The organism is Arthrobacter sp. YAF34 (genome assembly GCF_052113245.1).
Lineage (GTDB): Bacteria > Actinomycetota > Actinomycetes > Actinomycetales > Micrococcaceae > Arthrobacter.
Genome location: NZ_JBFRCV010000001.1, coordinates 488,098 through 510,307 on the forward strand (window position 1 = coordinate 488,098; position 22,210 = coordinate 510,307).

General features: G+C 68.6%; 24 protein-coding genes. 10 read left to right on the forward strand and 14 right to left on the reverse strand.

Going from position 1 to position 22,210, the window contains the following annotated elements:
- Window positions 1–11: 11 nt before the first annotated feature.
- From AB4Y72_RS02305 to AB4Y72_RS02315, 3 genes are all read right to left on the reverse strand, one after another.
- Window positions 12–1,583 carry an FAD-dependent oxidoreductase gene (locus tag AB4Y72_RS02305; RefSeq protein ID WP_441424546.1) on the reverse strand — a complete coding sequence of 524 codons (1,572 nt, stop codon included), beginning with the start codon at window positions 1,581–1,583 and terminating at the stop codon, window positions 12–14.
- A 28-nt stretch (window positions 1,584–1,611) separates the two neighbouring features.
- The gene (locus tag AB4Y72_RS02310; RefSeq protein WP_441424547.1) at window positions 1,612–3,084 is read right to left on the reverse strand and encodes a DUF2252 domain-containing protein; all 1,473 of its coding nucleotides are present in this window, start codon (window positions 3,082–3,084) and stop codon (window positions 1,612–1,614) included.
- A 122-nt stretch (window positions 3,085–3,206) separates the two neighbouring features.
- Window positions 3,207–4,448: an MFS transporter gene (locus AB4Y72_RS02315; RefSeq protein ID WP_441424585.1), complete on the reverse strand. Its 1,242-nt coding sequence runs from the start codon at window positions 4,446–4,448 to the stop codon at window positions 3,207–3,209.
- A 278-nt stretch (window positions 4,449–4,726) separates the two neighbouring features.
- Between AB4Y72_RS02315 and AB4Y72_RS02320 the strand changes: the two genes are divergently transcribed.
- The 3 genes from AB4Y72_RS02320 to AB4Y72_RS02330 all read left to right on the forward strand — a co-directional run bounded on the left by AB4Y72_RS02320 (window position 4,727) and on the right by AB4Y72_RS02330 (window position 6,542).
- Window positions 4,727–5,398 (forward strand): ArsR/SmtB family transcription factor, encoded by a 672-nt coding sequence (locus tag AB4Y72_RS02320; RefSeq protein ID WP_441424548.1) that lies wholly within the window; start codon window positions 4,727–4,729, stop codon window positions 5,396–5,398.
- A gap of 122 nt (window positions 5,399–5,520) precedes the next feature.
- Complete coding sequence (locus AB4Y72_RS02325) at window positions 5,521–5,856, forward strand: carboxymuconolactone decarboxylase (protein WP_441424549.1); 336 nt, start codon at window positions 5,521–5,523, stop codon at window positions 5,854–5,856.
- Between the two features lie 107 nt (window positions 5,857–5,963).
- Entirely contained in the window at window positions 5,964–6,542 is a 579-nt protein-coding gene (locus AB4Y72_RS02330) for a TMEM175 family protein (RefSeq protein WP_441424550.1), read from the forward strand.
- A gap of 41 nt (window positions 6,543–6,583) precedes the next feature.
- On the opposite strand, the gene AB4Y72_RS02335 is transcribed toward AB4Y72_RS02330, so the two are convergent.
- Both AB4Y72_RS02335 and AB4Y72_RS02340 read right to left on the reverse strand, forming a co-directional pair.
- Window positions 6,584–7,630, reverse strand: a complete 1,047-nt coding sequence (locus AB4Y72_RS02335; RefSeq protein WP_441424551.1) for a pirin family protein — start codon at window positions 7,628–7,630, stop codon at window positions 6,584–6,586.
- A 69-nt stretch (window positions 7,631–7,699) separates the two neighbouring features.
- The gene (locus tag AB4Y72_RS02340; RefSeq protein ID WP_441424552.1) at window positions 7,700–8,983 is read right to left on the reverse strand and encodes a class I SAM-dependent methyltransferase; all 1,284 of its coding nucleotides are present in this window, start codon (window positions 8,981–8,983) and stop codon (window positions 7,700–7,702) included.
- Window positions 8,984–9,161: 178 nt separating this feature from the next.
- On the opposite strand from AB4Y72_RS02340, the gene AB4Y72_RS02345 reads away from it, so the two are divergent.
- Window positions 9,162–9,509 (forward strand): hypothetical protein, encoded by a 348-nt coding sequence (locus AB4Y72_RS02345; RefSeq protein WP_441424553.1) that lies wholly within the window; start codon window positions 9,162–9,164, stop codon window positions 9,507–9,509.
- 9 nt (window positions 9,510–9,518) lie between these two features.
- Here the strand turns inward: AB4Y72_RS02345 and AB4Y72_RS02350 are convergent, their stop codons facing one another.
- Both AB4Y72_RS02350 and ligD read right to left on the reverse strand, forming a co-directional pair.
- Complete coding sequence (locus AB4Y72_RS02350; RefSeq protein WP_441424554.1) at window positions 9,519–9,656, reverse strand: hypothetical protein; 138 nt, start codon at window positions 9,654–9,656, stop codon at window positions 9,519–9,521.
- Window positions 9,657–9,695: 39 nt separating this feature from the next.
- The gene (ligD, locus tag AB4Y72_RS02355; protein WP_441424555.1) at window positions 9,696–10,718 is read right to left on the reverse strand and encodes a non-homologous end-joining DNA ligase; all 1,023 of its coding nucleotides are present in this window, start codon (window positions 10,716–10,718) and stop codon (window positions 9,696–9,698) included.
- A 59-nt stretch (window positions 10,719–10,777) separates the two neighbouring features.
- Between ligD and AB4Y72_RS02360 the strand changes: the two genes are divergently transcribed.
- Window positions 10,778–11,467, forward strand: coding sequence for an alpha/beta hydrolase family protein (locus AB4Y72_RS02360; RefSeq protein ID WP_441424556.1), 690 nt, complete (start codon window positions 10,778–10,780; stop codon window positions 11,465–11,467).
- Between the two features lie 9 nt (window positions 11,468–11,476).
- Here the strand turns inward: AB4Y72_RS02360 and AB4Y72_RS02365 are convergent, their stop codons facing one another.
- The 4 genes from AB4Y72_RS02365 to AB4Y72_RS02380 form a co-directional block, all read right to left on the reverse strand.
- A complete protein-coding gene (locus tag AB4Y72_RS02365; RefSeq protein WP_441424557.1) occupies window positions 11,477–12,706 on the reverse strand; it encodes a macrolide family glycosyltransferase in 1,230 nt (409 codons plus the stop codon).
- Window positions 12,707–12,841: 135 nt separating this feature from the next.
- Window positions 12,842–15,538, reverse strand: coding sequence for an ATP-dependent helicase HrpB (gene hrpB, locus AB4Y72_RS02370; protein ID WP_441424558.1), 2,697 nt, complete (start codon window positions 15,536–15,538; stop codon window positions 12,842–12,844).
- A gap of 73 nt (window positions 15,539–15,611) precedes the next feature.
- Window positions 15,612–16,349: an anti-sigma factor family protein gene (locus tag AB4Y72_RS02375; RefSeq protein ID WP_441424559.1), complete on the reverse strand. Its 738-nt coding sequence runs from the start codon at window positions 16,347–16,349 to the stop codon at window positions 15,612–15,614.
- Window positions 16,346–16,852 carry a sigma-70 family RNA polymerase sigma factor gene (locus AB4Y72_RS02380; RefSeq protein WP_441424560.1) on the reverse strand — a complete coding sequence of 169 codons (507 nt, stop codon included), beginning with the start codon at window positions 16,850–16,852 and terminating at the stop codon, window positions 16,346–16,348. The genes AB4Y72_RS02375 and AB4Y72_RS02380 overlap by 4 nt, the downstream gene beginning before the upstream one ends.
- 169 nt (window positions 16,853–17,021) lie before the next feature.
- Here AB4Y72_RS02380 and AB4Y72_RS02385 point away from each other — a divergent pair, with 169 nt between their 5' ends.
- The 3 genes from AB4Y72_RS02385 (at window position 17,022) to AB4Y72_RS02395 (ending at window position 18,458) form a co-directional block, all read left to right on the forward strand.
- Window positions 17,022–17,459 (forward strand): hypothetical protein, encoded by a 438-nt coding sequence (locus tag AB4Y72_RS02385; protein ID WP_441424561.1) that lies wholly within the window; start codon window positions 17,022–17,024, stop codon window positions 17,457–17,459.
- 37 nt (window positions 17,460–17,496) lie between these two features.
- Complete coding sequence (locus AB4Y72_RS02390) at window positions 17,497–18,087, forward strand: hypothetical protein (RefSeq protein ID WP_441424562.1); 591 nt, start codon at window positions 17,497–17,499, stop codon at window positions 18,085–18,087.
- 104 nt (window positions 18,088–18,191) lie between these two features.
- Window positions 18,192–18,458, forward strand: coding sequence for a hypothetical protein (locus AB4Y72_RS02395; RefSeq protein WP_441424563.1), 267 nt, complete (start codon window positions 18,192–18,194; stop codon window positions 18,456–18,458).
- 45 nt (window positions 18,459–18,503) lie between these two features.
- On the opposite strand, the gene AB4Y72_RS02400 is transcribed toward AB4Y72_RS02395, so the two are convergent.
- Window positions 18,504–18,839: a YegP family protein gene (locus tag AB4Y72_RS02400; protein ID WP_441424564.1), complete on the reverse strand. Its 336-nt coding sequence runs from the start codon at window positions 18,837–18,839 to the stop codon at window positions 18,504–18,506.
- Window positions 18,840–19,709: 870 nt separating this feature from the next.
- On the opposite strand from AB4Y72_RS02400, the gene AB4Y72_RS02405 reads away from it, so the two are divergent.
- Both AB4Y72_RS02405 and AB4Y72_RS02410 read left to right on the forward strand, forming a co-directional pair.
- A complete protein-coding gene (locus AB4Y72_RS02405) occupies window positions 19,710–20,006 on the forward strand; it encodes a hypothetical protein (RefSeq protein WP_441424565.1) in 297 nt (98 codons plus the stop codon).
- 370 nt (window positions 20,007–20,376) lie between these two features.
- Window positions 20,377–21,420, forward strand: a complete 1,044-nt coding sequence (locus AB4Y72_RS02410) for an NAD(P)-dependent alcohol dehydrogenase (protein ID WP_441424566.1) — start codon at window positions 20,377–20,379, stop codon at window positions 21,418–21,420.
- Window positions 21,421–21,531: 111 nt separating this feature from the next.
- Here AB4Y72_RS02410 and AB4Y72_RS02415 read toward each other — a convergent pair whose 3' ends face one another.
- Together AB4Y72_RS02415 and AB4Y72_RS02420 are read right to left on the reverse strand one after the other, a co-directional pair.
- On the reverse strand, window positions 21,532–21,990 hold the full coding sequence (locus AB4Y72_RS02415; protein ID WP_441424567.1) for a universal stress protein: 459 nt from the start codon (window positions 21,988–21,990) through the stop codon (window positions 21,532–21,534).
- 81 nt (window positions 21,991–22,071) lie between these two features.
- On the reverse strand, window positions 22,072–22,210 hold a 139-nt coding region (locus tag AB4Y72_RS02420; protein ID WP_441424568.1), incomplete at its 5' end, for an integrase core domain-containing protein.

Consider the following 22,210-nt stretch of genomic DNA (forward strand, 5'->3'; position numbering starts at 1 on the left):
CCGGCCGCGGGTCAGTCCGGACGGTCGGGTGCGGGCCTCGGCTCGAGGCTCCGTGTCGCCGGGCCCTGGATGACGGCTCCGTCCACGGCAAAACGGGAGCCGTGACACGGACAGTCCCACGTCTTGTCCTCCGCGTTGAACTCGACCGTGCAGCCCAGGTGGGTGCAGATGGCCGAGACGGCGTGAAGTTCCCCGGCGGCGTCGGCATAGATGGCGGTCTTGTGGCCGCCGATCTCCGCGACCGTGCCTTCGCGTGGACGCAGCCCCGCCACGGCCGCTGGTCCGCTCCTGATGATTTCTTCAGGCGCCGGTTGCGGTTCCGGCTGCGGTTGCGGTTCCGGCTGCGCCGCTTGCGGTTCCCGTTGCGGCCGCTCCCCCGCCGATTGTCCTTCCGGGCCCGTCCGGGTGGCCCGGGTGGTGTCGAAGACGGCTCCCCACGGGTTGAAGCGCCCGGAAAGGGTGTCCGCCAGGATCAGCGCCCCGGCCGTGCCATTGGTCAGCCCCCACTTCCGTAACCCGGTGATGACGTGAAGATGGGCCGCCGTCTCGGACAAGGTCCCCACATAGGGCAACCCGTCGACCGGCATGGTGTCCTGTGTTGACCAGCGGAAGCTGGTCTCCCCGACGCCGAGGCGCTCGCGCGCAAATGCCGCGAGCCGGCGGTATCGCCCGGCGACGTCGCCGGTCTCGGTGGCCCGGTGGCCTTCACCACCGGTCAGAACGTAGCTGGAGCCGTCGAGGTCGATCGCCAGGATGGAGCGCATCGGCTCGTCGACGCTGATGAAGGTCCCGTCCAGGCGCACGGCATGCGCCTGGCTGGCAATGAGGTAGGAGCGGTGCAGGTAGCACCGGGCGGCAAAAAGGCCGGCGTCGTCAACGGGAACGTTGGTGGCAACGATCACCTCGCGCGCCCGGACTGTCCCGCCCCCGGTCTCGACGACGGCGGGGACGCCGTCGCGAACCGCAGTGACACGCGAGCCCTCAAAGACGTGGCTTCCGCTTCCCTCCACGGCCCGGGCGAGGCCCTGGAGGTACTTCACCGCGTGGAACTGTGCCTGGTCGTCGAACCGGACCGCGCCCCGGACGGCGAACGGCAGGGGCACCTCGGAGGTAAAGACGGAGGGAAGGCCGAGCCGGGCGGCCAGGGCGGCCTCGTCGCGGACCCGGGCAACGGCGTCGTCGGATTCTGCGTACGTGTAGTTGGAGACCCTGCGAAAGTCGCAGTCGATGCCTTCCTCCGCCACCACACGGGCAATGTGCTCAACGGCGGCCTGGTTGGCCTGCCCGTAGCCGCCGGCGATCTTCCGTCCGTGGCGGTCCGCTAGTTCGGTGTAGGCGAGCCGGTGCAGGGAGGTGATCTTGCCGGTGGTATGCCCCGTGACACCGGTCCCGACGCGTGCGGCCTCGAGCACGGCAACGCTGTTCCCGGCGCGCTTGAGGGCCAGCGCCGCGGTCAGGCCGGCGATTCCGCCGCCAACCACCGCCACGTCGACGTCCAGGTCCATCGCCAGGGAGGGGTATGCGGTAACGCCGGCCGTCGCGACCCACAGGGAAACCTGCCTGCCTTCGAGCCGGTCATTCACGGCACAGCCCCCCGATGACCACCCGGAATCAGAGGCCCTCGACTGCTTCCAGGCGCCCCGATCGCACTGCCTGGGCGAACGCCTCGTAGTCCTTGTCGTTCTGGTCGGCGTAACGCGCGGAGAAATCGGTGATCGACTGATCGAACTTGTCGCTCTTGCCCAGATACGCGGCGATCGCGACCGGGTCGCCCGACCTGGCGTGCGCCCGTGCCAGGGTCCATCCGCATGCTTCGGCATAGAACGTCATGCCGAGCGGCTTCATCCCTTCCACAATGGCTGAGCCCTTCATGTCGCGCAGCTGGCGCCAGTACAGGTACCGGTTTTCCTGCGCTCCTTTGGTCCAGCCCAGGAAGATGTCGCTCGCGGCCTGCATCATCCGCTGGCCCTGCACTACGCGCTCGCCGGGCTGCTTGAATTTGCTCTTCGGCAAGTGGTCCTCAAGCACCGATCGCGTGGCCTCTTTGACCTGCAGGAACAGCGGATCCTGCTCATCCCGGCCCTGGAGCAAGGCAATGAACGCCCGGGTTCCGACGCTGCCGACGCCGACAACCTTGCGGGCGACGTCGATGACTTCAAAGCGCTCCAGCAGGTGACGCCGGTCGTCTTGCAGCGTGGCCCGGTAGGACCGGAGCTGCTCACGTATCGTCTTCTGCGCCTCATCGCCGGACATGCCGTACGCGTCACCAAACTCCCGGACGGGGACGACGATCGGCGGCTGGCTGACGATTCGGTACTTCCCGTCCACGCGCTCGGCGAGCTTGGAGAGCGCCTGCAGGCTGTCCCGGGTGTGCGCCTTGGCGACGTTGGCCTTCGCCGTTTTTTCTATGCCCTGGGCTGCCTTCTTGAGGGCCTTGCCCTTTTGGGTTGCCACCGCCAGGTTGATGGTTTCCATCAACTGCTCCTCGGACAACTTGGCATACCAGATGTCGAGTGTGGGCATCTGCGCGAACATTGCCATCGCCTCGCGGTAGGCCCGAACAGCGGTAAGAGTCACATCGCGGGTTTCTTCCTTGGTGAAGCCGTTGTTTCGCGCCGCAATCGTGAAACTCGCGGTCATGCGCTTGACGTCATACTCAAACGGCCCAGGAAGGGTCTCGTCAAAATCGTTGAGGTCGAACAGCAGTGTCCGCTCCGGCGAGGCGAACACGCCGAAGTTGGACAAGTGGGCGTCCCCGCACAGCTGGGACACGAGGCCGGCCCGCGGCGTGTCTTTCAGGTCTGCGGCCATGATCTTGGCCGCACCCCGGTAAAACGTGAAAGGTGAGACCAGCATGCGGCCGTGACGCACCGGCACGAGGTCCTGTTCGCGGGTGAGGTTCTGCTTTTCAAGGAGCGCGACCGGATCAGGGCGATCGGGCGCAGGCACCCAGCCCTTGTGGCTGGAGACGGGCGTGTCCTTCCGGTAGCCCTTGCCCTTCGCAGCACGCTCCTCGACGCTCCGGTGTTTGACTTTAGTCTCGGCCATGATCTGCGACCTCCCTTTTACGTCAGGAACCGCCACCGACACTCTTTGCCTGGGTCAGTCCCTACTGAGCGCGCAACCGCGGCTCGGCACAAGCTACTGCGATTCTGGCCCCGAAGCGGTCCATCGTCAACGCGTTGGGGATCTCTTTCGGGCTCCCCCTACCGCACGCCCCCGTGTACCGGGGCCGGCGCGGGCCCGCGCTGCGCCCGGACGACGTGGTCGTTGCCGCGCATCCGGACGGCGACGAGAATTCCCGACAATGCGGTGAGGGCGCCGACGACGGCGACGGCCACGGGGATCCCGAAGGCGTCCGCGAGGATGCCGGCCAGAAGCGCGCCGACAGCGAAGCCGCCGTCGCGCCATAGCCGGTAGATGCCCACCGAGCGTGCACGCCATTGCGGGTGTGCGACGTCGCCGATAGCGGCCAGCAGGGTGGGGTAGACCATGGCGGTGCCCAGCCCCAGGAGGACGGCAGCGGCCAGCCAGATCCCGAAACCGGTTCCGAAGGCGACCATGCCCAGCGCCACGGCCTGGACGAGCATGCCGCCGGCAATCAGCCATTTGCGCCCGTATCGGTCCGACAGTGCTCCGGTGACGAGTTGCCCGGCACCCCAGACGGCCGGATACACGGCGGCGAGAATGCCGATCTTTTCGATAGTCAGTCCGCCGGCGGCAAAGAGCACCGGGAACAACCCCCAGGCGAGGCCGTCGTTGAGGTTGTTCACCATGCCGGCCTGGCTGACCGAGGACAGGGACTTGTCCCGGAAGCTGGTGAGGGTGAAGATCTCCCGGTTGCTCAATTCCGCGTGCGCGGCGGCATGGGCGGTGGTGTGGGTGGCGGCCTCCACTCTGGCGTGGCCCCGGGTTTCCCTTACCGCGAAGACCGAGAGCCCCAGGCCGAGTGCTATGAAGGCCGCCCCGAGCAGGAAGGGCCCCGGCCGCAGCCCGTAGGTGGCCGCGATGTAGCCGGTGGCCAAGGCGGTGGCGGCGACGCCGAGGTAGCCGGCCGCCTCGTTCAGGCCCATGGCCAGGCCGCGCCGGGACGGACCGACGAGGTCCATCTTCATCACCACGGTGGTGGACCAGGTCAGGCCCTGGCTGATGCCGAGGATCACGTTGGCGGCGACGATCCAGCCCCAGGAAGGTCCGAAGATCAGCAACAGGGGCACGGGCACGGCGACGAGCCAGCCGGTGACGAGGACGGGCTTTCGGCCGTAGCGGTCCGAGAGAGTGCCGGCGAAGTAGTTGGTGCCGGCCTTGGCCAGGCCGAAGGCCAGGATGTAGGTCAGGGCGGACGTGTAGAGGTCCAGGTGGAAGACCTGACCCGCCAGCAGCGGCAGGACCGTGCGTTCCTGGCCGAGGGTCCCGCCCACCAACGCGTTCACGGCGACCAGGAGCATGAATTGGGCCAGGTTCTGACGCAGGCCCAGCGTGGTGGCCTCCCGAGAGCTGGCTCTCCCGGTCGTGCTGCCGGGGCTGCTCACCGGGCGGCCGCCATTTTGGTGCCGGTTTCAAGGTAGGTGGCGCTGCCCGGTCCCCCATCGACGACGGTGATCGGATTCAAGGTGCCCATTGCCCTGTCCTTCCGCGCCGGGTGCAGTTCCGGCATTGGAGTGGTATTCCAGATATACATGGAATAGTATCTATTCCAGTATTACATGGATCTTTGGAGGAGCGAGTGGGCGACAGGACCAAGAAATCTGAACTCTTTGAAGAGTTCGCCCGGGTGGGCAAGGCGCTGGGGAACGGCAAGCGGCTGGAGCTGCTCGACCTGCTGACCCAAGGGGAACGCAGTGTGGAAACCCTCGCTGCAGCTGCGGGACTCGGGCTCAGCACGGCCTCGGCCCACCTGCAGGCCCTCCGGCAGGCCGGCCTGGTGACGACCCGTCGGGACGGCAACCGGATCCACTACGACCTCGCCGGCCCCGACATTCTCCGGCTTTACAGCCTGCTCCGGTCAGTCGCGCAGGAGTACGTCACGGACGTCGAACCCAAGCGCGTCGCCTACCTGGGGCTGGGCACCGGCCGGGCGGGCGACGAGGAAATCACCCGCGACGAACTCATCGCCCGCGCCCGGGCGGGCACCGTGACAGTGCTCGATGTGCGCCCGGGCGAGGAATATAGTGCCGCCCACATCCCCGGAGCGCTCTCCATCCCGCTTGAAGAACTCCGCGACAGGCTCTCCGAACTGCCCGAGACCGGCGAAATCGTCGCATACTGCCGCGGCGCTTACTGCGTCTTGGCCTACGAGGCGGTGGACGTGCTGCGTTCAGCCGGTCGAAGCGCCTCTCGGCTGAACGAAGGAATGCTGGAATGGCGGCTCCGCGGACTGCCGGTGGAGGCGGCCTGACGCTCGGCTCATCCCGTACGGGTGATGTCTTCGCAGGCTGTATCGGGTTACGTTGCAGAGGTGTCGCGGCGGTCCGCCCGCGTCGCCCACTCTGCACACAACCCCCGCCACCAGATGGAGACATGACCATGGCCGAAGAAGAAGCTCCCGTCCTCGCCGCCCTCGCCGACATCACCGCTGTGTCGCTCGAACGCTCCACGCTCGCTCCCCGCGAGTTGATGCTGGCCCGGATCGCGGCTCTCGCGGCCGTCGACGCCCCCGGCGCCTCGTACCTGTTCAACGCCGGCACCGCAGTGGACGTTGGCATCACGCTGGAGGATGTCCGGGGCGTCCTGATCGCCGTTGCACCGATCGTCGGCACCCCCAGAATCGTTTCGGCGACCACCAACCTTGTCCAGGCACTCGGCTTCGCCCTCGAAATGGCGGAGGCCGAACTCGAAGCAGAGACCGAGGGCTAACCTCCTCGCAGAAAGGCGCGCCAGGCTGTAGCGTTTCCTCGGAACGGCGCGTGAGGGCGTCGGGAGTGCCCGCTGCATCGGCCACGATGCCCTGATCAAAGGCGCCCATGAACAAGAACCGCCTGGAGGCCTTCAGCGACGGCGTGCTTGCCATCGTCATCACCATCATGGTGCTGGAGCTTCACGTGCCGGCCGACCCAACCTGGGCGGCGTTGCTCCACGAGCTTCCGACGCTGCTCAGCTATGTGCTGAGCTTCGTGTATGTCGGGATCTACTGGAACAACCACCACCACATGCTGCATTTGGCGGGCCGGATCAACGGCAGTGTTCTCTGGGCCAACCTGCATCTGCTGTTCTGGCTGTCCCTGATCCCCTTCACCACACGGTGGCTGAATGACGCCGGGCTGGCCGAAGTCCCCGTTTTGGTCTACGGGCTCAATCTGCTGCTCGCCGCCATTGCCTACTACCTCCTAAAGTTGGCTCTGATCCGGCAGCAAGGCCGCGGCGGCGCCCTGGATCAGGCCATGGGGCAGGACTGGAAGGGCAAGGGATCCCCCGTGTTGTACATCGTAGGCATGGGGCTGAGCCTGGTGAACCCGGTCCTGGGGATCGCCACGTACACGGTGGTCGCTGGAATCTGGCTCGTCCCGGACCGGCGCGTGGAGCGCTTTATCGCGCACACCTGAACGCGCAAACCTGAACGCGCAAACCTGAACGCCAGGGACCGTCAGCCCCGGGGCCGGAGGCGGGCATTCGGCAGGGCCGGGGCCGGGAGGGCCGCAGGCTCCCCGGCCGGGAACGGGCCGAACCGAAGATCCGCGCCTCCCCCGGCCGCCGCCGTCGCTGCTGCCCACGACGCCGGGCCCGCACCGTCCGCGGCACCCTCCGCAGAGACTTCAGCAGCTCCGATCTCGGCCTGCCACTGGGCGCGGTACGCGACGATCTCTTCGTGGCTGCGGCCCACGAAGTTCCACCACATCACGATCTTTTCACCGAGCGGCTCTCCGCCGATCAGGAGCACACGGGCTCCGTCGTCGCCCGCTGCCAGCGTCAGGGACCGGTGCCCGGCAGGCACATACGCGAGGCTGTCCTTCGGGACTGGATGTCCGTCCAGGACCAGGCTGCCGGAGTCCACCAGCAGTCCGTGTTCGAAGGCCGCCTCCGTTTCCAGCGTCAGTTCCGCGCCCGCCTCAAGCAGAAGCTCCGCGCCCAGCAGGGGGGTGTGGGTGGTGACGGGCGAGACGGACCCGGAAAGCGTGCCCAAGAACACGCGCATGATCCAGCCGATTCCGTTGACCGGCTCCGGACGGAAGTGCTCGAAGGTCGGCGCCATGTGGCGGGCGGAGTCCGGCAGCGCCACCCACAGCTGCGCACCGTGGAGAACAGTCGTGGCCGGGGTGGAAAATTCAGAGTGGCTGATGCCGCGGCCGGCGGTCATGAGGTTCACCTCGCCGGGCCGCACCGCAGCGTGGAAGCCGGCCGAATCCCGGTGTTCGATCTCCCCCGTGAACAGCCAACTGACGGTCTGCAGCCCCGTATGGGGGTGGCGCGGGACCTTCATCCCGCCGGAGTCGCCCACCCGGTCCGGCCCATAGTGGTCCAGGAAGCACCACGCGCCGATGAGGCTCCGCTGGCGCTGTGGGAGGGTGCGCCGTACGTCCATGGCGCGCGGACCGCCCAGCGGGACCTGCCGCGGCGCCAGGAGCTCGAGGCCGACGCGGGACCCGTCCGCTTCACAGAGGATTTCCTGGGGCGCAACTTCGGTATTGCTCATGAGGACAGCCTAGTATTGCGCGGTCCGCGGGTCAGCCCCAGAACACAGCCAGCGCCTGGCCCGGCCGCCTCAGATCCACGCCGAGCGACGCAGCGGGGGCTCCGCGCCGCCGGGCCGCTGGACCAGGATTTGGTTCACGCCCGTGACACCCGCTTCGAAACCGAGGGCGCTGGCGGCCATGTAGAGCCGCCAGACCCGGGCGCGTCCCACGCCGGCGAAGTGGACGGCCTCGTCCCAGTGCTCCTCAAGGTTCCGCACCCAGGCCCGGAGCGTCAGGGCATAGTGCTGCCGCAGCGCCTCGACGTCCAGGACTTCCAGCCCCGCGGATTCGAGCGCGGCGACCATGTCGGAAAGGCTGAGCATCTCGCCGTCCGGGAAGACATAGCGCGGAATGAAAGAATCCGGGTCAGGCGCGGCCGCCCCGGCGTTCCAGGAGATTGCGTGGTTCAGCAGCCGGCCTCCCGGGCGGAGCAATTCCTGCAGCCGCGAAGCGTAAAGCTGGATCTGCTCGCGTCCCACGTGTTCTGACATGCCGATGGAGCTGATCGCATCGAAAGGACCGTCGTCCACGTCGCGGTAGTCCTGGACCCGGATCTCCACCCGGTCGGTCAGTCCGGCGTCGGCCGCCCGTTTGCGGGCCAGAGCCGCCTGTTCGACCGACAGTGTCACCCCGACGACGTCGACCCCATAGTGTTGCGCCGCGTGCAGCGCGAAGCTTCCCCAGCCGCACCCCACGTCCAGGACACGCATACCCGGCTGCAGGCCCAGTTTGCGGCAGACCAGATCAAGCTTGGCTGCCTGGGCGGCGTCGAGCCCGGTCTTCTCCGACTCCCATACAGCGCACGAGTAGACCATGGAGGGCCCCAGGACGAGCGCGTAGAAGTCGTTGCCGACGTCGTAATGGTGGGAAATGGCCGCGGCATCGCGCCCCTTTGAATGGCGCCGGCCATACCGGCCCACGCGTGCTTCCTCCGGCGGGGGTGCCGGGTTCGGCCCCAGCGCGCCGAGCCGGACGGCAGTCGTGATCAAGGTGAACACTTCTCCGGCGGTCGGCGGCCGGAACGGACCGGGCTCTGCAAATTTACCGGCGGCACTGAGGGCACCGAAGGCGGCGAAGATGTCGCCGGATGCATCGATTTCGCCGGCCACGTAGGCCCGGCTCAGCCCGAGCTGCCCGGGCGACCACAGCATTCGGCGAAGCGCCCGCCTGGATCGGAAAACCACGAGGGGTGCGTCTTCGGGCCCAGCTTCCGTGCCGTCCCAGGCTCGCAGCCGCAAGGGGATCCCTTCGGTTCCAAGAACGATTGCCAATGCGTCGGCCAGCCGTGATGCCGCGCTCGTGGATTTTTTCATGTCCAGTGCCTCGCTTCCGGTGTTTCGTTTCCGGTGGTGTGGGCAGCACGCCCGTCAGCACAAATCTAAGGGCAACCCATGTCCTGAAACCAGAGCCCAGGTCCCCCGGCTCCGCTGAGGGCCGGCCGGTGACGGACGGCTCTGGCGCTCCCGGGCGCGGTTGCCTAGGGTGTGTCCTATGTCTGAGTCTTTCTCGTCCCTGGTGGACACGTTCAAGAATGTGGGGGTGTCCCGGGCTTACGGGCCCACCCTGACCGTCGCCGGGGAAGAGGTCGTCCCCGTGGCCGTGGTGTCGTTCGGCTTCGGCGGCGGTAGCGCCCCGGAAGACGGCCAGCCCGGCAGCGGCGGAAGCGGCGGAGGCGGTGGGGGCTTCGTGCTTCCGCTGGGTGTCTATGCCAAGGGCCCCTCCGGCCGCATGATGTTCCGGCCCAACACGGTGGTGTTGCTTGCGGCGCTAGTTCCGCTGGTGTGCGCCGTCGGCGTCTCGGTCCGCGGCATCATCCGCACTGTCCGCTCCTACGGGTAGCGCAGGACTTCACCGGGCGGGCCGCGTCGAGTACGACATCGCCGGTTCCAGATCGTCGTCGGAGTCGACCCAGGCCGCGAAATCCTTCAGCGACATGAAGCAGTAGTAGTCGCAATACCGCAAGTTCTTCTTCTCCGCCTTGCTCATACCGGCAATTCGATACCACAGCTGGGAGGGATGGCTCGTTCAGCCCTTGCTGCGCGCCCGGCTGGGCTGCACCCGCGGCGGCTCCCCTGGCATTTTCGGGAAGTCCGGCGGGAAGGGCAACTCCCCCAGTCCCGCTTCGAGGTCCCGTTCCCACCATGCCAGGAGCAGATCCACGGCGCCCGCGCCCGCATGCATACCAGCCCACGGATCGCCGCCAGCCTTGAGACGTTCCGGGACGGTCAGGATGGTGAAAGCATTCGGATCGGCGGACTCAAGTTCCTCCCAGCGGATGGGACACGATACCGTCGCGGCCGCGAGGGCCCGCGGGCTGTAGGCCCCTGCCATTGTTCGGTCGCGGTTCGCCTGGTTGAAGTCGACGAAGATGCGGGCACCGCGTTCTTCCTTCCACCACGCGGTAGTGACCTGCGCGGGCATGCGGCGTTCGAGTTCGCGCGCGGCGGCGATGACGGCGTGGCGCACGTCGAGGAACTCCCGGGTGGGCTCAATCGGGGCGAAGACGTGGAGCCCTCGACTGCCCGAGGTCTTGATGAAGGCCTCTAGCCCGGCCTCGGCGAGTACGCGCCGCAGCTCCCGGGCGACCGGAACCGCTTCGGCGAACCCGGTGCCGGGTTGTGGGTCGAGGTCGATCCGCAGCTCATCCGGATTATCCGGGTTATCAGCCCTGGAGGCCCAGGGGTGGAACACCACGGTGTTCATCTGCACCGCCCACACCGCGGCGGCGATTTCGTCGATGACCAATTGGGGATGCGAGCGCCCGCTGGGATAGACGACGTCGACCGAACGGATAAAGTCCGGAGCACCTTTGGGCGGGTTCTTGGAGAAGAACTGTTCGCCGTCCACCGAGTCCTTGAACCGCTGGAGAGTCACCGGCCGGCCACCGTTCGCGGCCAGGAAGGCCTCCCCCACGTCCACGATGTACCGGGCCAGGTCCAGCTTGGTCAGTCCCTTAGCGGGCCAGATGACCCTGCCGGGGCTCGACACCCTCAGCTCCCGGTCGCCCTGCGGTCCGCTGACGGTAAGGTGCGCTTCTTCCCTGGTCATGGGGACAACGTACCCCTCTGACATGGGCAATTGAAGAGCGAACCCGGCATGATGGAGCCATGACCACCCCCGAGTCCCCGATCACCATCGACGTCGGTGGCGCCCCCGTTTCGGGTGTCTTCGCCGACCCCGAGGAGGCTTTCGCCACCCTGGTTGTTGCCCACGGTGCCGGCGCGGGCATGGACCACCCGTTCCTGCTGGGCTTCACCCGCGCCCTGAACGCGCTGGGCGTGGCGACCCTGCGGTTCAATTTCCCCTACCGGGAGGCCGGCAAGAAGTTCCCCGACCGTCCCCCGGCGGCTATCGCTGCCTGGCGGGCCGCCATGGAGGCCGCCGCGACGCGGTCCGGCGGCCGGCCGCTGTGGGCCGCAGGAAAGTCGTTCGGCGGACGCATGGCCTCCATGGCGGTGGCGGAGGGCATGCCCGCCGCCGGCCTGGTCTATCTGGGCTATCCGCTGCATCCGCCGGGGAAGCCGGAGAAAATCCGGGATGAGCACCTCTACGGGCTGACCCTGCCGATGCTCTTCCTGCAGGGCACGCGCGACCCGTTTGCCACCCGTGAACTGCTGGAGTCCGTGGCGGCCAGGATCGGACCGTCCGCGACTGTGGTGTGGCGCGAGGGCGGCGACCACTCCTTCGCCGTTGCCGGGGACAAGCGGGGTGCCGACGCGGAGGGCGCGGCGCTGGCGGCCACGGTCGCGGAGTTCCTCACGACACACGGCGAAGAGTCCTCAAACGCCCCGTCTTAGCCGGCGCCCTTAGCCGACGTTCCCGAACCGTCCCGCTCCGTGGCGCACATGCGCTTCAATGGCATCGGCGGCAGCCACGGCTCCTCCCGCGTGGCGGACAATGTCGCTCATCCCGGCCACGTTCCGCCGCACCTGTGCGTCGGCGTGGAGCGCGTCGACCGCCGTCCGGAGCGCCACGGCAGTGACGTCCTCCGGCGCCAGGTGCCGGCCGAGACCAAGCTCTTCAAGCCGGCGGGCGGTGGCCGCCTGCTCCGGCTGCTGCGGAACGGCCAGCATGGGGACGGCGAAATAGAGCGCCTCCATGGTCGAATTCATGCCGGCATGGGTGACAAACAGCGCCGCCTCGCGGAGCACCTGCAGTTGAGGGAAGAACGCCCGGATTCTCACATTGGCCGGGATGGTCCCTAACTCGGTCACGCCGGTCTGTTCCCCGGTGGCCATGGCGACGTCCCAGTCACTGCCCCCGAAGGCGGCCAGGCACATCCGGAAAAACTCCGGCTGGCGGTTAAGCGGGGTGGTCCCCAGCGAGATGAACAGAAGCGGGCCCGTCCCCTCACGGATCCACTGGCCGTCGTCGTCCCGGGCGCCCACGCTCGGCCCGACAAACCGGAACCGGTCATCGAAGGTCTCGCCCATGGGCTGGAACTCGCGGGGAAGAAACACAATGTTGAGCGGCGCCGGCGGACCGTCGAACATCCGTGGCGTCCGCACGCCTTGCTCGGCAGCGAACGTCGCCAGTAATCGCCCCATCGCCATCCTGACCTTCGCCATCTCGTCGGCGCCCCCGGGTGGGGGTGCCGGCATGAGGGACCGCAGCGAGAAGTGTTCGTTGGTGGCATAGGTGGGCATGAGGGCGATGGCCGGGGCGCCGATCTTTTCTGCCGCCATGCTGCCGCTGAGCGTCATGGCGTCGAAGCAGACAGCATCGGGCGGGTCCTGCCGCAGGAGTTCCACCAGCGCGGGGAAGCTGGACCTGATGTCCTCGAACACCTTATTCATGATCGGCAGCATCACGTGCGCCGGCGCCCGCGGGCCAGGCCCCAGGCCAGGCAGTGATGCCAGCCAGTTTCCGCCGGAAGCGTGGAAATCAGCGCCCGCCTTGCGGATCCGCGGTTCGAAGTCGGCCGAGGTGAAGTACGTGACCCGGTGGCCCCGGCTCACAAGCTCCGCCACTAACGGCAGTGTTGGGTTTACGTGTCCATGGGCCGGAATGGAGACGAACGCAACGTGCATGGCCATCACTCTTCATCGCTGGGCTGGGATGACGCTTTATTCCCCGTGTGAGCGGCGTCCGCGTTCCTGGCTGTCCGCCGGCGTCGCCCACCTTCATCATGCCCCCGTTGCCCGGGCGGCGCGAGTGGCCGGCCGCCTGCGTCAGTTCCGGGGCTTGGTCCGGGCTGTCGCGGGCGCCGTCCACGGGTCTTCGGGCCAGGGATGCTTGGGATAGCGGCCCCGCATTTCCGCCCGAACCTGCGCGTAGGGCCCGGACCAGAACGAGGCGAGATCGTCGGTCACGGCCAGCGGCCGGCGGGCCGGCGAGAGCAGGTGGAACAACACCGGCACGCGACCGTCTGCCAGCCGCGGCGTCTCGGCCCAGCCAAAGCACTCCTGCAGCTTGACGGCGACGACCGGGCGGCCGGTAGTGTCTCCCGCGTCCGGGTAATCGATCCGGATCCGGGATCCGCTGGGGACCGCCAGCTGCTCCGGCGCAAGCTCCCCCAGCCGGGACGCCTCGGGCCACGGCAGAAGCCGGCTCAGCGGTCCGGCAAGATCGATCCCGGCCGTGGCTGCCCCGCCGGCCAGCGCTTCCAACTCCGGGGCCAGCCAGGCGTCCAGCCGGGCCAGCAGCGCCGGCTCGGACACGTCCGGCCAGCGACCGCCCAGTTCCCGGTGCAGGAGGGCAAGCCGGCGGCGCAAGGCCTCTGCCGCCGTCGACCATCCGATGATCGACAGCCCCTCGCTTGTGAGGGCGCGCGCAACGGCCGCACGGCCTTCCGCCGCAGAAGGCCGGACCGGGGTGGACGAGAGCACGACCGCGCCCAGGCGACGTTCGCGCCGGGCCGAGACCCGGCCTTGGCTGAACCGCGCCTCCACCGTGTCGCTCAGGAGGTGGCGGGCGGCGGCTTCGGCGGTGTCCGCCGTCAGCGGCGCCGCCGAGCGGATGACGGCGCCGGTGCCCGCGGCGTCGCGCCCCTGGGCGCGCGATACTTCGGCCACGGCCAGCCACTCCTGTCCGGACAGCGGGCTGCCGCCCGGCAGACCGGCCCGGGTTCCGGACGTGAGCAGGTAACGCTCCGGCCCGTCGCCCGGAACGCGGTGCGCCACGCGGTCCGGGAAAGCCAGCGCGACGACGAAGCCGGTGGCCTCCGCGGCGCCCACCCTCACGGCAGGTGCGGAAAGTCCGACGCCGGATGACTCCTCGGGCGCGACGCCGGACGCCTCCTGGCGCGCGATCCCCTCCATCCGCCGGACGTCCTCCGCCCAGCGCCTGGAGCCGGGATCCCTGCCCGTTTTCAGTTCGGCCGCCAGGCGCGTCAGGTCGGCGCCGGGGGCGCGCTGGTCCCCTGAGACGAGGGCTACCGCCTCGGCCGCGGTGCGGTGCCCTACCGTCGCGGCACCGTCCAGCAGGGCGCGGGCCAGCCGCGGATCCGTCGGGACCCGTGCCAGGATTTTGCCCAGATCAGTGGCGTGGCCGTCCGGCGTCACGGCGCCAAGTTCCCGGAGCACTTCAACGGCCTCGGCCAGGGCAGCGGGCGGCGGCGCGTCAGGCAGGGCGAGCCCCCGGCCGCCGGGGGCTCCCCAGCACGCCAGGACCAGGGCGGCACCGGTCAGGTCTGCTGCCGCGATTTCCGGAGTCTGGTGGGCGGGCGCGGCGCCGAAGGCCTTTTGGTCATAGCAGCGGATCACGGTGCCCGGACCCTGGCGCGCGGCGCGGCCGGCGCGCTGCTCCGCTGAAGCCCGCGAGCAGGACACCGTCACGAGGCCGGACATCCCGCGGCTGGCGTCGCGCCGCGGCTCGCGGGACAGCCCGGAGTCGATGACCAGCCGCACGCCCGGAACCGTCAGAGAGGACTCGGCGAGCGAGGTCGAAACGATAATCCGCGCGGACCCGCCGGGCTGCCGCCCGGAGACGGCGCGGTCCTGCTCCGCCGGGCCCACCTGGCCGTGCAGTTCGAGGATCTCTGCGTGGCTCCGGGCCCGCAGCCGGGCAGCAACGTGGGAGACCTCCCGCGCGCCCGGGACGAACACTAGGGCGTCAATATCCCGTCCGGCAGCCAGCGCGGCGGCATGGCCGGCCGCTGCCGTGTCGGCCACGTGGTCCAGGAAGGCCCGGGTCACGCCGCGTTCATCGAGCCGGGGGCCAGCTGCGGGCGCCCATTCCAGGTCCAGCGGGAACAGCGCGGAAGGACAGTCGACCACCGGCGCCGGACCGCCGTCATCGTGTCCGGTCGCGTCGCCGATCAGGGCGGCGAAGCGGGGCGCGTCGAGGGTCGCCGACATGGCGACGAGCGTGAGGTCTCCGCGCAACTGGCGGACTTCGGCGAGCATGCCGACGAGCAGGTCTGTCTCCAGCCCGCGTTCGTGGACTTCATCGAGGATCACGGCATCGGTGCCCTCAAGGCCGGGGTCCGCGAGCAGGCGGCGCAGCAGGATCCCCGGGGTCACGAACTCGATCACGGTGCCCGGGCCGGTCTGGCGTTCCCCCCGGACCGTGTAGCCCACACGGCCGCCGATCCGGGTGCCGTCCAGGGCAGCCAGGCGCCGCGCGGCCGAGCGGACGGCCACGCGCCGCGGCTGGGTGACGACAATCCTCGGACGCCCGGAACTCCCGCCAGCAGCGATGTTGGCGAGCAGCGGCGGGACCAGCGTCGTCTTGCCTGTGCCCGGCGGAGCCTGCACCACCGCGGACGCTCCGGCACCCCGGTCCTGCAGCGCCACGGCGAGATCTTCCAGCGAGTCCGCAAAGGTCAGGCCCGCCCCGATGCTGCGGAGGTCAAAGAGTCCCTCGGGGCAGGCAGGGTCCAGGGGCGCGGTCGCGGAAGTCACGCCTCCATTGTCTCTGCTATTCATTGCTGGCCGCGCCGGCGCCGTGGACGCACCGGCCGGATGCCGGGCCGCCGTCCTTCTCAACCTGTGGCCGGAGCTACACGCGTGCGCTCAGGAGCGTCCGCCCGCTGGCGACGGCCCGGATTTCGACCCGCCGGATATCGGCCACCGGGACATCGATGGTCGCTGTCGGCGTGGCCACCGTCCCGGGCGTCGCCATCCACGTGGCCACCTGTGTGCTGAGTCCGCTGGAGTCGACAACCACCAAACCATATGCCTCCGGGGTGCGGGGACCGCCGGACGCTGCCGGTGGCGGGGAGTCCGCAGCGGAAGGCGTGTAGGTGCATTCCCAGTCGATGCGGGTTCCCCACGGCTTCCGGGTCAGGGAACCCTTGGCGACCAACGAACTGTTGGCTACTGGGGTGAAGTTCAGCGCCACGTCAGACGCCGCCTGGGTCTGCCCGGCCGGCGGGGCGGGGGCGGGGGCGGGGGCGGTGACGCCGACTGCGACCACCCCGGATGCGGCAGCGGCTCCCAGGACTAGTCCGGCAACGGTCAGGCGCGTTCGCCGGCGCCCGTGCTGGACCCTTTTCGCCAGCCCCGGGAGCAACCCCGTTGACTGGCTCTCAGTCCCGGTCCGGCCCAGGGCTTGTGCCTCCTCGGGTGAAAGGACTGCCAGCAGTGATGGCAGCCCGGCGAGTTCGGCGACGGCTGCCCGGCATCCCGCGCAACCGGACAGGTGCTCCTCGAACTCTTGGCGCTCGGAGGAGCCCAAGGATCCAAGCACATACGCGGCATCCCAGCTGCGGTATGCATCGATTCCGTTGTGGCTCATGGAGTGACGCCTCCTTCCTGCAGTGCCAGCCGCAGCGCCCTCAGGGCGTAGTGCAGCCGGGACTTCACGGTTCCCTCGGCCAGTTGCAGGCTTCGCGCGATTTCGGCCGTTGTCTCTCGTCGGTAGTACGAGTGGATGATGACGGCCCTGTGCTCGGCGGACAATCCGGCCAGGGCATCCGAGACGAGCCACGCATCCAGGATCCGGTCGACCCGGTCGGCCTCCGGAATCTCCGGAAGTTCTTCGGCCCGGCTCTCGTGGCGTCGCCGGGCGCTGCGCCGGTCATCGATGACCAGGTTGCGGGCCACCGTGTAGAGCCAGGCCCGCACCGCGGCGTCCGGGCGCTGCAGAATCGCCGGGTGCTGCCAGGCGCGGATCAGGGTCTCCTGCACGACGTCCTCGGCCAGGGTGCTGTCACGGGTCATTCTCATGACGAACCGCCACAGCGCCTGACCATAGGTCTCGTGCAACGAACGCAGCAACGCGGCTTCCTGATCGGACATATCCGCCTCCTTGGACGTAAATACGACGCCGGCCGGCGATCAGTTCACCGCCCCGGGTTCCCGGGTTCCCCCGCCCGGAAACCGGAGGCCGTGTTGAACCTCGGGGCGACCGGCTCCGTTCTAGGGACAGCCCGGCTGAACAGGGCCGGCCCACTTCCAGGAGCTCATCATGAAGATTTCCCGCCTTGCGTCTGCTGCCGCTGCGCTGGGCACGACGCTGGTGCTCGGAGCCTGCGTCGCCGCGCACCCGGCGACTCCGGCACCTCCCCCTGCCGCGGTCACGCGCGCGCCGGCGATCGCCAGCCCGCCGCCCTCGGCCAGGAACCCCCTCCGTCCCCCCTCCCATCTCCCGGCGGCGACGGCGGTCCGGGCTCCCGTGGTCCGTGCTCCCGGGGTCCGGCTGACCGCCCCGAGTCGCCTCGCTCCGCGGGCCGCCCCCGCACCGCTGCCCATCGCTCCGCGGCCCGCCCCCGCACCCCCGCCCATGGTTCAGCCTGCCGCCCCGGTACCGCAGCCCATGGTTCCGCTGCCCGCTCCCGCACCTCGCGGTAACGATCATGATGGTGATAACAACGGCGGACCGGACGACGGTGACGGCAACAGGTAGGACGGCCCAGGAGGGCCGCTGGCATCCCCGACGGGCGATGTTGTTAGCCGGGCTGCTGGGGGCGGCGGCCGTGGTGGTCACGAGCGGCTGCGGCGGCCGCCCTGAGGACCGGATGCCGGTGGGGTCCCCGTCCGGCGCGACGCCGTTCGTGTGGTTTCGCGCCGGCGCGGCCCCGTCGGGGTGGCAGTCCATGGAACTTCCCGACAGGACAGGAGTACTGTCCGTGCCGCCGGATGCCACTCCGATGGCGGGCGACCCCGGCAGCGTGTCAGCCGTAGTCACCGGCCCGCACGGTGAGCTCAGGATCTATCTCAACGCGACGCCGCGACAAGGCGCGGAGTCGCCGACCAACTGGGCCGGGTTTCGCCTCGCCCACCTCACGGGCGAGAACGCCGCATCCGCGACCCGGTTGTCGTACCGTGCCCGAATGCCGTTCCGCGGCGGCACCGGTGCCTGCGTCGAGGACAGGTATGTAACACGCATCGGCGCGCACAAGTACCGGGAAATGGCGTGCCTGGTGACGGGAAGCAGGGGTGGCAGCGTCCTGGTAGTCGCCACACCCGCCCCGTCCTGGGACCGTGACAGGGCCGTGCTGGAGCAAGCCGTGAACGCATACGTGGCCGAATAGGCGTAGAACCCGTCGGCGGCCGCCCGCCGGTTGGATTCGGCAGGTTGGATAAGAACCGCGAAGACGGGAGACTGGATCATCGCGATCACGAAAGTGGGAACCACATGATCAATCTCAAACAAGACGCCGACGGCTTCATCCGCATGCCGCGGCATTTTCCGGACACGGCGCTCATTACCATCACGTTCACGGACGGCACGGAGCAGATCTACTCGGGGCGCCGGCTTAACGGCCTCTATGACGATGCCATGGCTGTCTACCGGGCGCAGAACCACCTCGACGCCAAGGGGTACTCCCGGGCGCCCAGGAAGACGGTGCACGCAGCGAACAAGATCGAATTTGTCCCGGTCCAAGCCGGGATGGCCCCCTAGGGACGCGGCGCCAGGCAGTGCCCGGTTCCCGAGGACGGGCAAGAGTCAGGCAACGCCGATCGCACCCGCTGCGTGCGTCGGACGCCGGAGGGCTCTGGCGCGGATCCGGAGATCGTTGTCATGCACCCGGCGGTCCACGCCGGGCACGGGCGTGGAGGCCGCCTTGGGCCGGGGTGTTGCCGGGGCTGCGGGCGGCCCAGCCGGGCACAAGTCACTAATCAGTCCCATCCCCGCGTATTCCCGCACGGCGGTGATGCCGGCTACGGCCGCGGGCTTGTCCGCGAAAGCTTTGGAGACGGCCAATACGGCCCCGTCCGGGGCCCTCAGCCGAAACCTGAAGCAGGCATCGGCGTCGACAAAGAGTTCAAAAGTGCCGGCCATGACGATCCTCCCGAAGTGCGGACTCCCCTTCCGGACATCCTTGGCACGGATGGGGAAGGCAAACTGCGCTGCCGCCCGCTGGTTTTGGTCCAATCAAGCTGAACATATGGTGTCAGCCCGTGTTAAAAGTCTCGTGGTGGCCTGGAAACGCTCACAAGACCACCCACGTAAATCCTGGGTAAACAGCACCAAACCCAGCGGCCGGGGACCGCCGGTTGCGATTGGATGTCCTGCCCGGCGGCCCACCCGCGTGTGCCGGCTCGGTGCCTGGCCAGGCTGGGGGCGCCGCGGTGTCCCTAAAGCGGCGGCCAATGGTCGCGGCAGTAGGCAACGCGGCTGACGCCCGGGGGCGCCGGCGGACTAACCCGGTCCCAGGAGGGAACGACGGCGTCGCTCCCTCCGGCAGGCTCACTCGTCGTTGAGCCGCCTGCATCGCCGGGAAGCCGGGTCATGACTGAATCCTTGGACAACGTACCCCCACTTTTTTCGGCCGGAGACGCACCGGTCCCCCGTTTTTATGGCTGAAGACGCACCGGCTCGATTCACGGACCGCCATGCGCCTTCCGCAACAGTAGCCGCGGGGACCGGCCCGAAAACAGGGACTTAGGACCGTATCCAGGATCGGCGCTCCCGCCTAGGCCGCAAGGTCGGACCGGCTCGGGCCACCGCAAAGCCGTGCCCCGGGGGCCAACCGGCGGGAGGATTCACCGGCCGTGTGCTCGGCACTTCGATCACCTGGCGGCAGCGCGGACGTCGAAGGGTTCGGCTCCGCCGGAGGCCCACGCTTCGTAAGCGCGGTCCCTTGACACGCCCCGCGGCGGAGTCTAGGACTGGCCTTGTCCAGTCCCATCCACCAGCCTAGGAGCAGCTATGGACACCACAGCCTACGGAGTCGTGCACTTTTTCCCGGGAGGCACCAAGGAACAGTACGAAGCGTCGATTGCAGCCGTCCACCCCGGCAAAGGGCTCCTGCCGGAGGGCCAGATCTTCCACGCCGGCGGCTCGTCTGCGGGTGGCTGGACCGTCATGGCCGTCCACGAATCGAAGGAGAGCTGGGAGACATTCCGGGACACGATCCTCATGCCCCGGATGCAGGCGGGCATTGAAGGCGGCTTCGCCTCGCCGCCCGAAGAGACGGTCATCGACCTCTACAAGGTCATGCCTTAGATCCACCATGTCCTAGATCCACCATGTCCAGAACCACCATGTCCTAGAAGCGGACAGCGCAGCGAGTCACCCCGCGGCCCGGCCGTGCTGTCCTCAGCACAGAACCGGCCGCGCAGTCCCCGGAGGGGGCGGCTTTGACGCCGCCCCCTCCGTCGCGCCAGCTACCAGCTACGACGTCTGCGTGGGCCGGATATCCTCCGCGGAACAATTCAGGCCGGCATGGTGTTGGACCATACTGTGCCCCTCGACGGGGGACATTTGTCCATCGCCCCCTGGCCGACGGCAGGACCCCGCGGGTCCCTGTCCGCCCTGAGCCCGATACCTCTCCCCAACCGACCGTAACGACTGAACCGACCATTACTGGAGAAGAATGCTTACCGTAAACGCTTACGCCGCCCCCTCCGCCGCTGGGGACCTTGTCCCGACCACGATTGAGCGCCGCGATGTCGGCCCGCACGATGTCCTGATAGAGATCAAGTACGCCGGGATCTGCCATTCGGACATCCACACCGTCCGCGGCGACTGGGGACCGCAGTCCTACCCGCTGGTCCCCGGCCACGAAATCGCCGGGATCGTCACCGAGACCGGCTCCGCCGTCACCCGGCACAAGGTCGGGGACCGGGTAGGCGTCGGCTGCATGGTCAACTCCTGCGGCGAGTGCGCCAACTGCCAGTCCGGCGAGGAACAGTACTGCCTCGCCGGGAACACCGGCACCTACGGCGCCACCGACCGTGACGGCACCATCACCCAGGGCGGCTACTCCACCCACGTCGTGGTGACCGAAGACTTCGTCGTCACCATCCCGGAAGGCATCGAACTCGACGTCGCCGCCCCGCTGCTGTGCGCCGGGATCACCACCTACTCCCCGCTGCACCACTGGGGCGCCGGCCCCGGCAAGAAAGTCGCCGTCGTCGGCCTGGGCGGCCTGGGCCACATGGCCGTCAAGATCGCCCACGCCATGGGCGCCGAGGTCACCGTCCTGTCCCAGTCGCTGAAAAAGCAGGAAGACGGCCTGCGCCTGGGCGCAGACCACTACCACGCCACCAGCGACGAGAACACCTTCACCGAACTCGCCGGCAGCTTCGACCTGATCATCAACACCGTCAGCGCCTCGATCGACATCAGCGCCTACCTGCAGCTGCTGGCCCTGGACGGCGCCCTGGTCAACGTCGGCGCACCGGCCGAACCGCTCCCGGTCAACGCGTTCGCGCTCATCGGCGGCCGCCGCTCCTTCGCCGGCTCCATGATCGGCGGGATCCGGGAAACCCAGGAGATGCTCAACTTCTGCGCCGAACACGGACTCGGCGCAGAAATCGAGGTCATCCCGGCCGGCAAGATCAACGACGCCTACGAACGCGTCCTCGCCTCGGACGTCCGCTACCGCTTCGTGATCGACACCGCCACCCTCAGCTAGCACCGCCGAGCAAAAACCCGGCCCACGCCCGCGGCCCGTCAGCGATCGCTGGCGGGCCGTTTGCCTGTCGCGCGGCAGCGCGGGGCCTCACCGCGTCCCGTCCTTAGCCGGTCAGCTTTGGGGGGATTTCGGGCGGACCACCAGGACGGGACACGGCGCGTGGCTGGCTATCTGGGTGGAGACCGAACCGATGTGCAGGCCCGCGAAACCACCGTGGCCGCGGGAGCCGACCACCACCAGGTCGGCCCCTTGAGCGACTTCGAGGATGGCGGATGCCGCCGAGTCGTTCTCAATGGTCTGCGGCACGACGTTCACCCCCGCGGCGGCCTGCGCCGCCTCCGCGCTGAGGGCCGAGGCTTGCTGCTCCGGCGACTCTTCTGCCACGATTTCGCCCGCAGCGGTCTCCAGCATCGCCGGATACCAGGACAGGTGCTTTTTACTCCAGACCGTCACGACCCGCAGCTCCGCGGCACGGTGCCGGGACTCTTCAATGGCCCACTCCAGGGCATCGCGCGATTGTTTGGAGCCGTCAAACCCGACCACGATCACAAAGGGATCCACTTTTTTCATGGTTTCAAACTTTCACTGCCGGTGGGTTGCGCCTAGAGGCCTCTGGCCCCGTCCCGAACGAAACCACCGCCCTAGCTGTACTCAGCCAGCAGGTTGGTTACATCTGCTGATGGGTGCTCGTCCTCCGAGTGCGCTGTGGTTGCGGCGGTGGTTGTAGAAGTCTAGCCAGCCGGTGAGGGCCTGTGTGCGGTGGTCGCTGGAGTCGTAGGCGTTCTTGTAG

Coding starts and splice junctions, on each gene's coding strand:
- AB4Y72_RS02315 (WP_441424585.1), bottom strand. CDS start 4,448: ATGCTCCTGGTCGCCGTGAACGCGTTGGTGGGCGGGACCCTCGGCCAG.
- AB4Y72_RS02325 (WP_441424549.1), top strand. CDS start 5,521: ATGACCATGGCCGAAGAAGAAGCTCCCGTCCTCGCCGCCCTCGCCGAC.
- AB4Y72_RS02330 (WP_441424550.1), top strand. CDS start 5,964: ATGAACAAGAACCGCCTGGAGGCCTTCAGCGACGGCGTGCTTGCCATC.
- AB4Y72_RS02335 (WP_441424551.1), bottom strand. CDS start 7,630: ATGAGCAATACCGAAGTTGCGCCCCAGGAAATCCTCTGTGAAGCGGAC.
- AB4Y72_RS02340 (WP_441424552.1), bottom strand. CDS start 8,983: ATGAAAAAATCCACGAGCGCGGCATCACGGCTGGCCGACGCATTGGCA.
- AB4Y72_RS02345 (WP_441424553.1), top strand. CDS start 9,162: ATGTCTGAGTCTTTCTCGTCCCTGGTGGACACGTTCAAGAATGTGGGG.
- AB4Y72_RS02350 (WP_441424554.1), bottom strand. CDS start 9,656: ATGAGCAAGGCGGAGAAGAAGAACTTGCGGTATTGCGACTACTACTGC.
- ligD (WP_441424555.1), bottom strand. CDS start 10,718: ATGACCAGGGAAGAAGCGCACCTTACCGTCAGCGGACCGCAGGGCGAC.
- AB4Y72_RS02360 (WP_441424556.1), top strand. CDS start 10,778: ATGACCACCCCCGAGTCCCCGATCACCATCGACGTCGGTGGCGCCCCC.
- AB4Y72_RS02365 (WP_441424557.1), bottom strand. CDS start 12,706: ATGGCCATGCACGTTGCGTTCGTCTCCATTCCGGCCCATGGACACGTA.
- hrpB (WP_441424558.1), bottom strand. CDS start 15,538: ATGAATAGCAGAGACAATGGAGGCGTGACTTCCGCGACCGCGCCCCTG.
- AB4Y72_RS02375 (WP_441424559.1), bottom strand. CDS start 16,349: ATGAGCCACAACGGAATCGATGCATACCGCAGCTGGGATGCCGCGTAT.
- AB4Y72_RS02380 (WP_441424560.1), bottom strand. CDS start 16,852: ATGTCCGATCAGGAAGCCGCGTTGCTGCGTTCGTTGCACGAGACCTAT.
- AB4Y72_RS02385 (WP_441424561.1), top strand. CDS start 17,022: ATGAAGATTTCCCGCCTTGCGTCTGCTGCCGCTGCGCTGGGCACGACG.
- AB4Y72_RS02390 (WP_441424562.1), top strand. CDS start 17,497: ATGTTGTTAGCCGGGCTGCTGGGGGCGGCGGCCGTGGTGGTCACGAGC.
- AB4Y72_RS02395 (WP_441424563.1), top strand. CDS start 18,192: ATGATCAATCTCAAACAAGACGCCGACGGCTTCATCCGCATGCCGCGG.
- AB4Y72_RS02400 (WP_441424564.1), bottom strand. CDS start 18,839: ATGGCCGGCACTTTTGAACTCTTTGTCGACGCCGATGCCTGCTTCAGG.
- AB4Y72_RS02405 (WP_441424565.1), top strand. CDS start 19,710: ATGGACACCACAGCCTACGGAGTCGTGCACTTTTTCCCGGGAGGCACC.
- AB4Y72_RS02410 (WP_441424566.1), top strand. CDS start 20,377: ATGCTTACCGTAAACGCTTACGCCGCCCCCTCCGCCGCTGGGGACCTT.
- AB4Y72_RS02415 (WP_441424567.1), bottom strand. CDS start 21,990: ATGAAAAAAGTGGATCCCTTTGTGATCGTGGTCGGGTTTGACGGCTCC.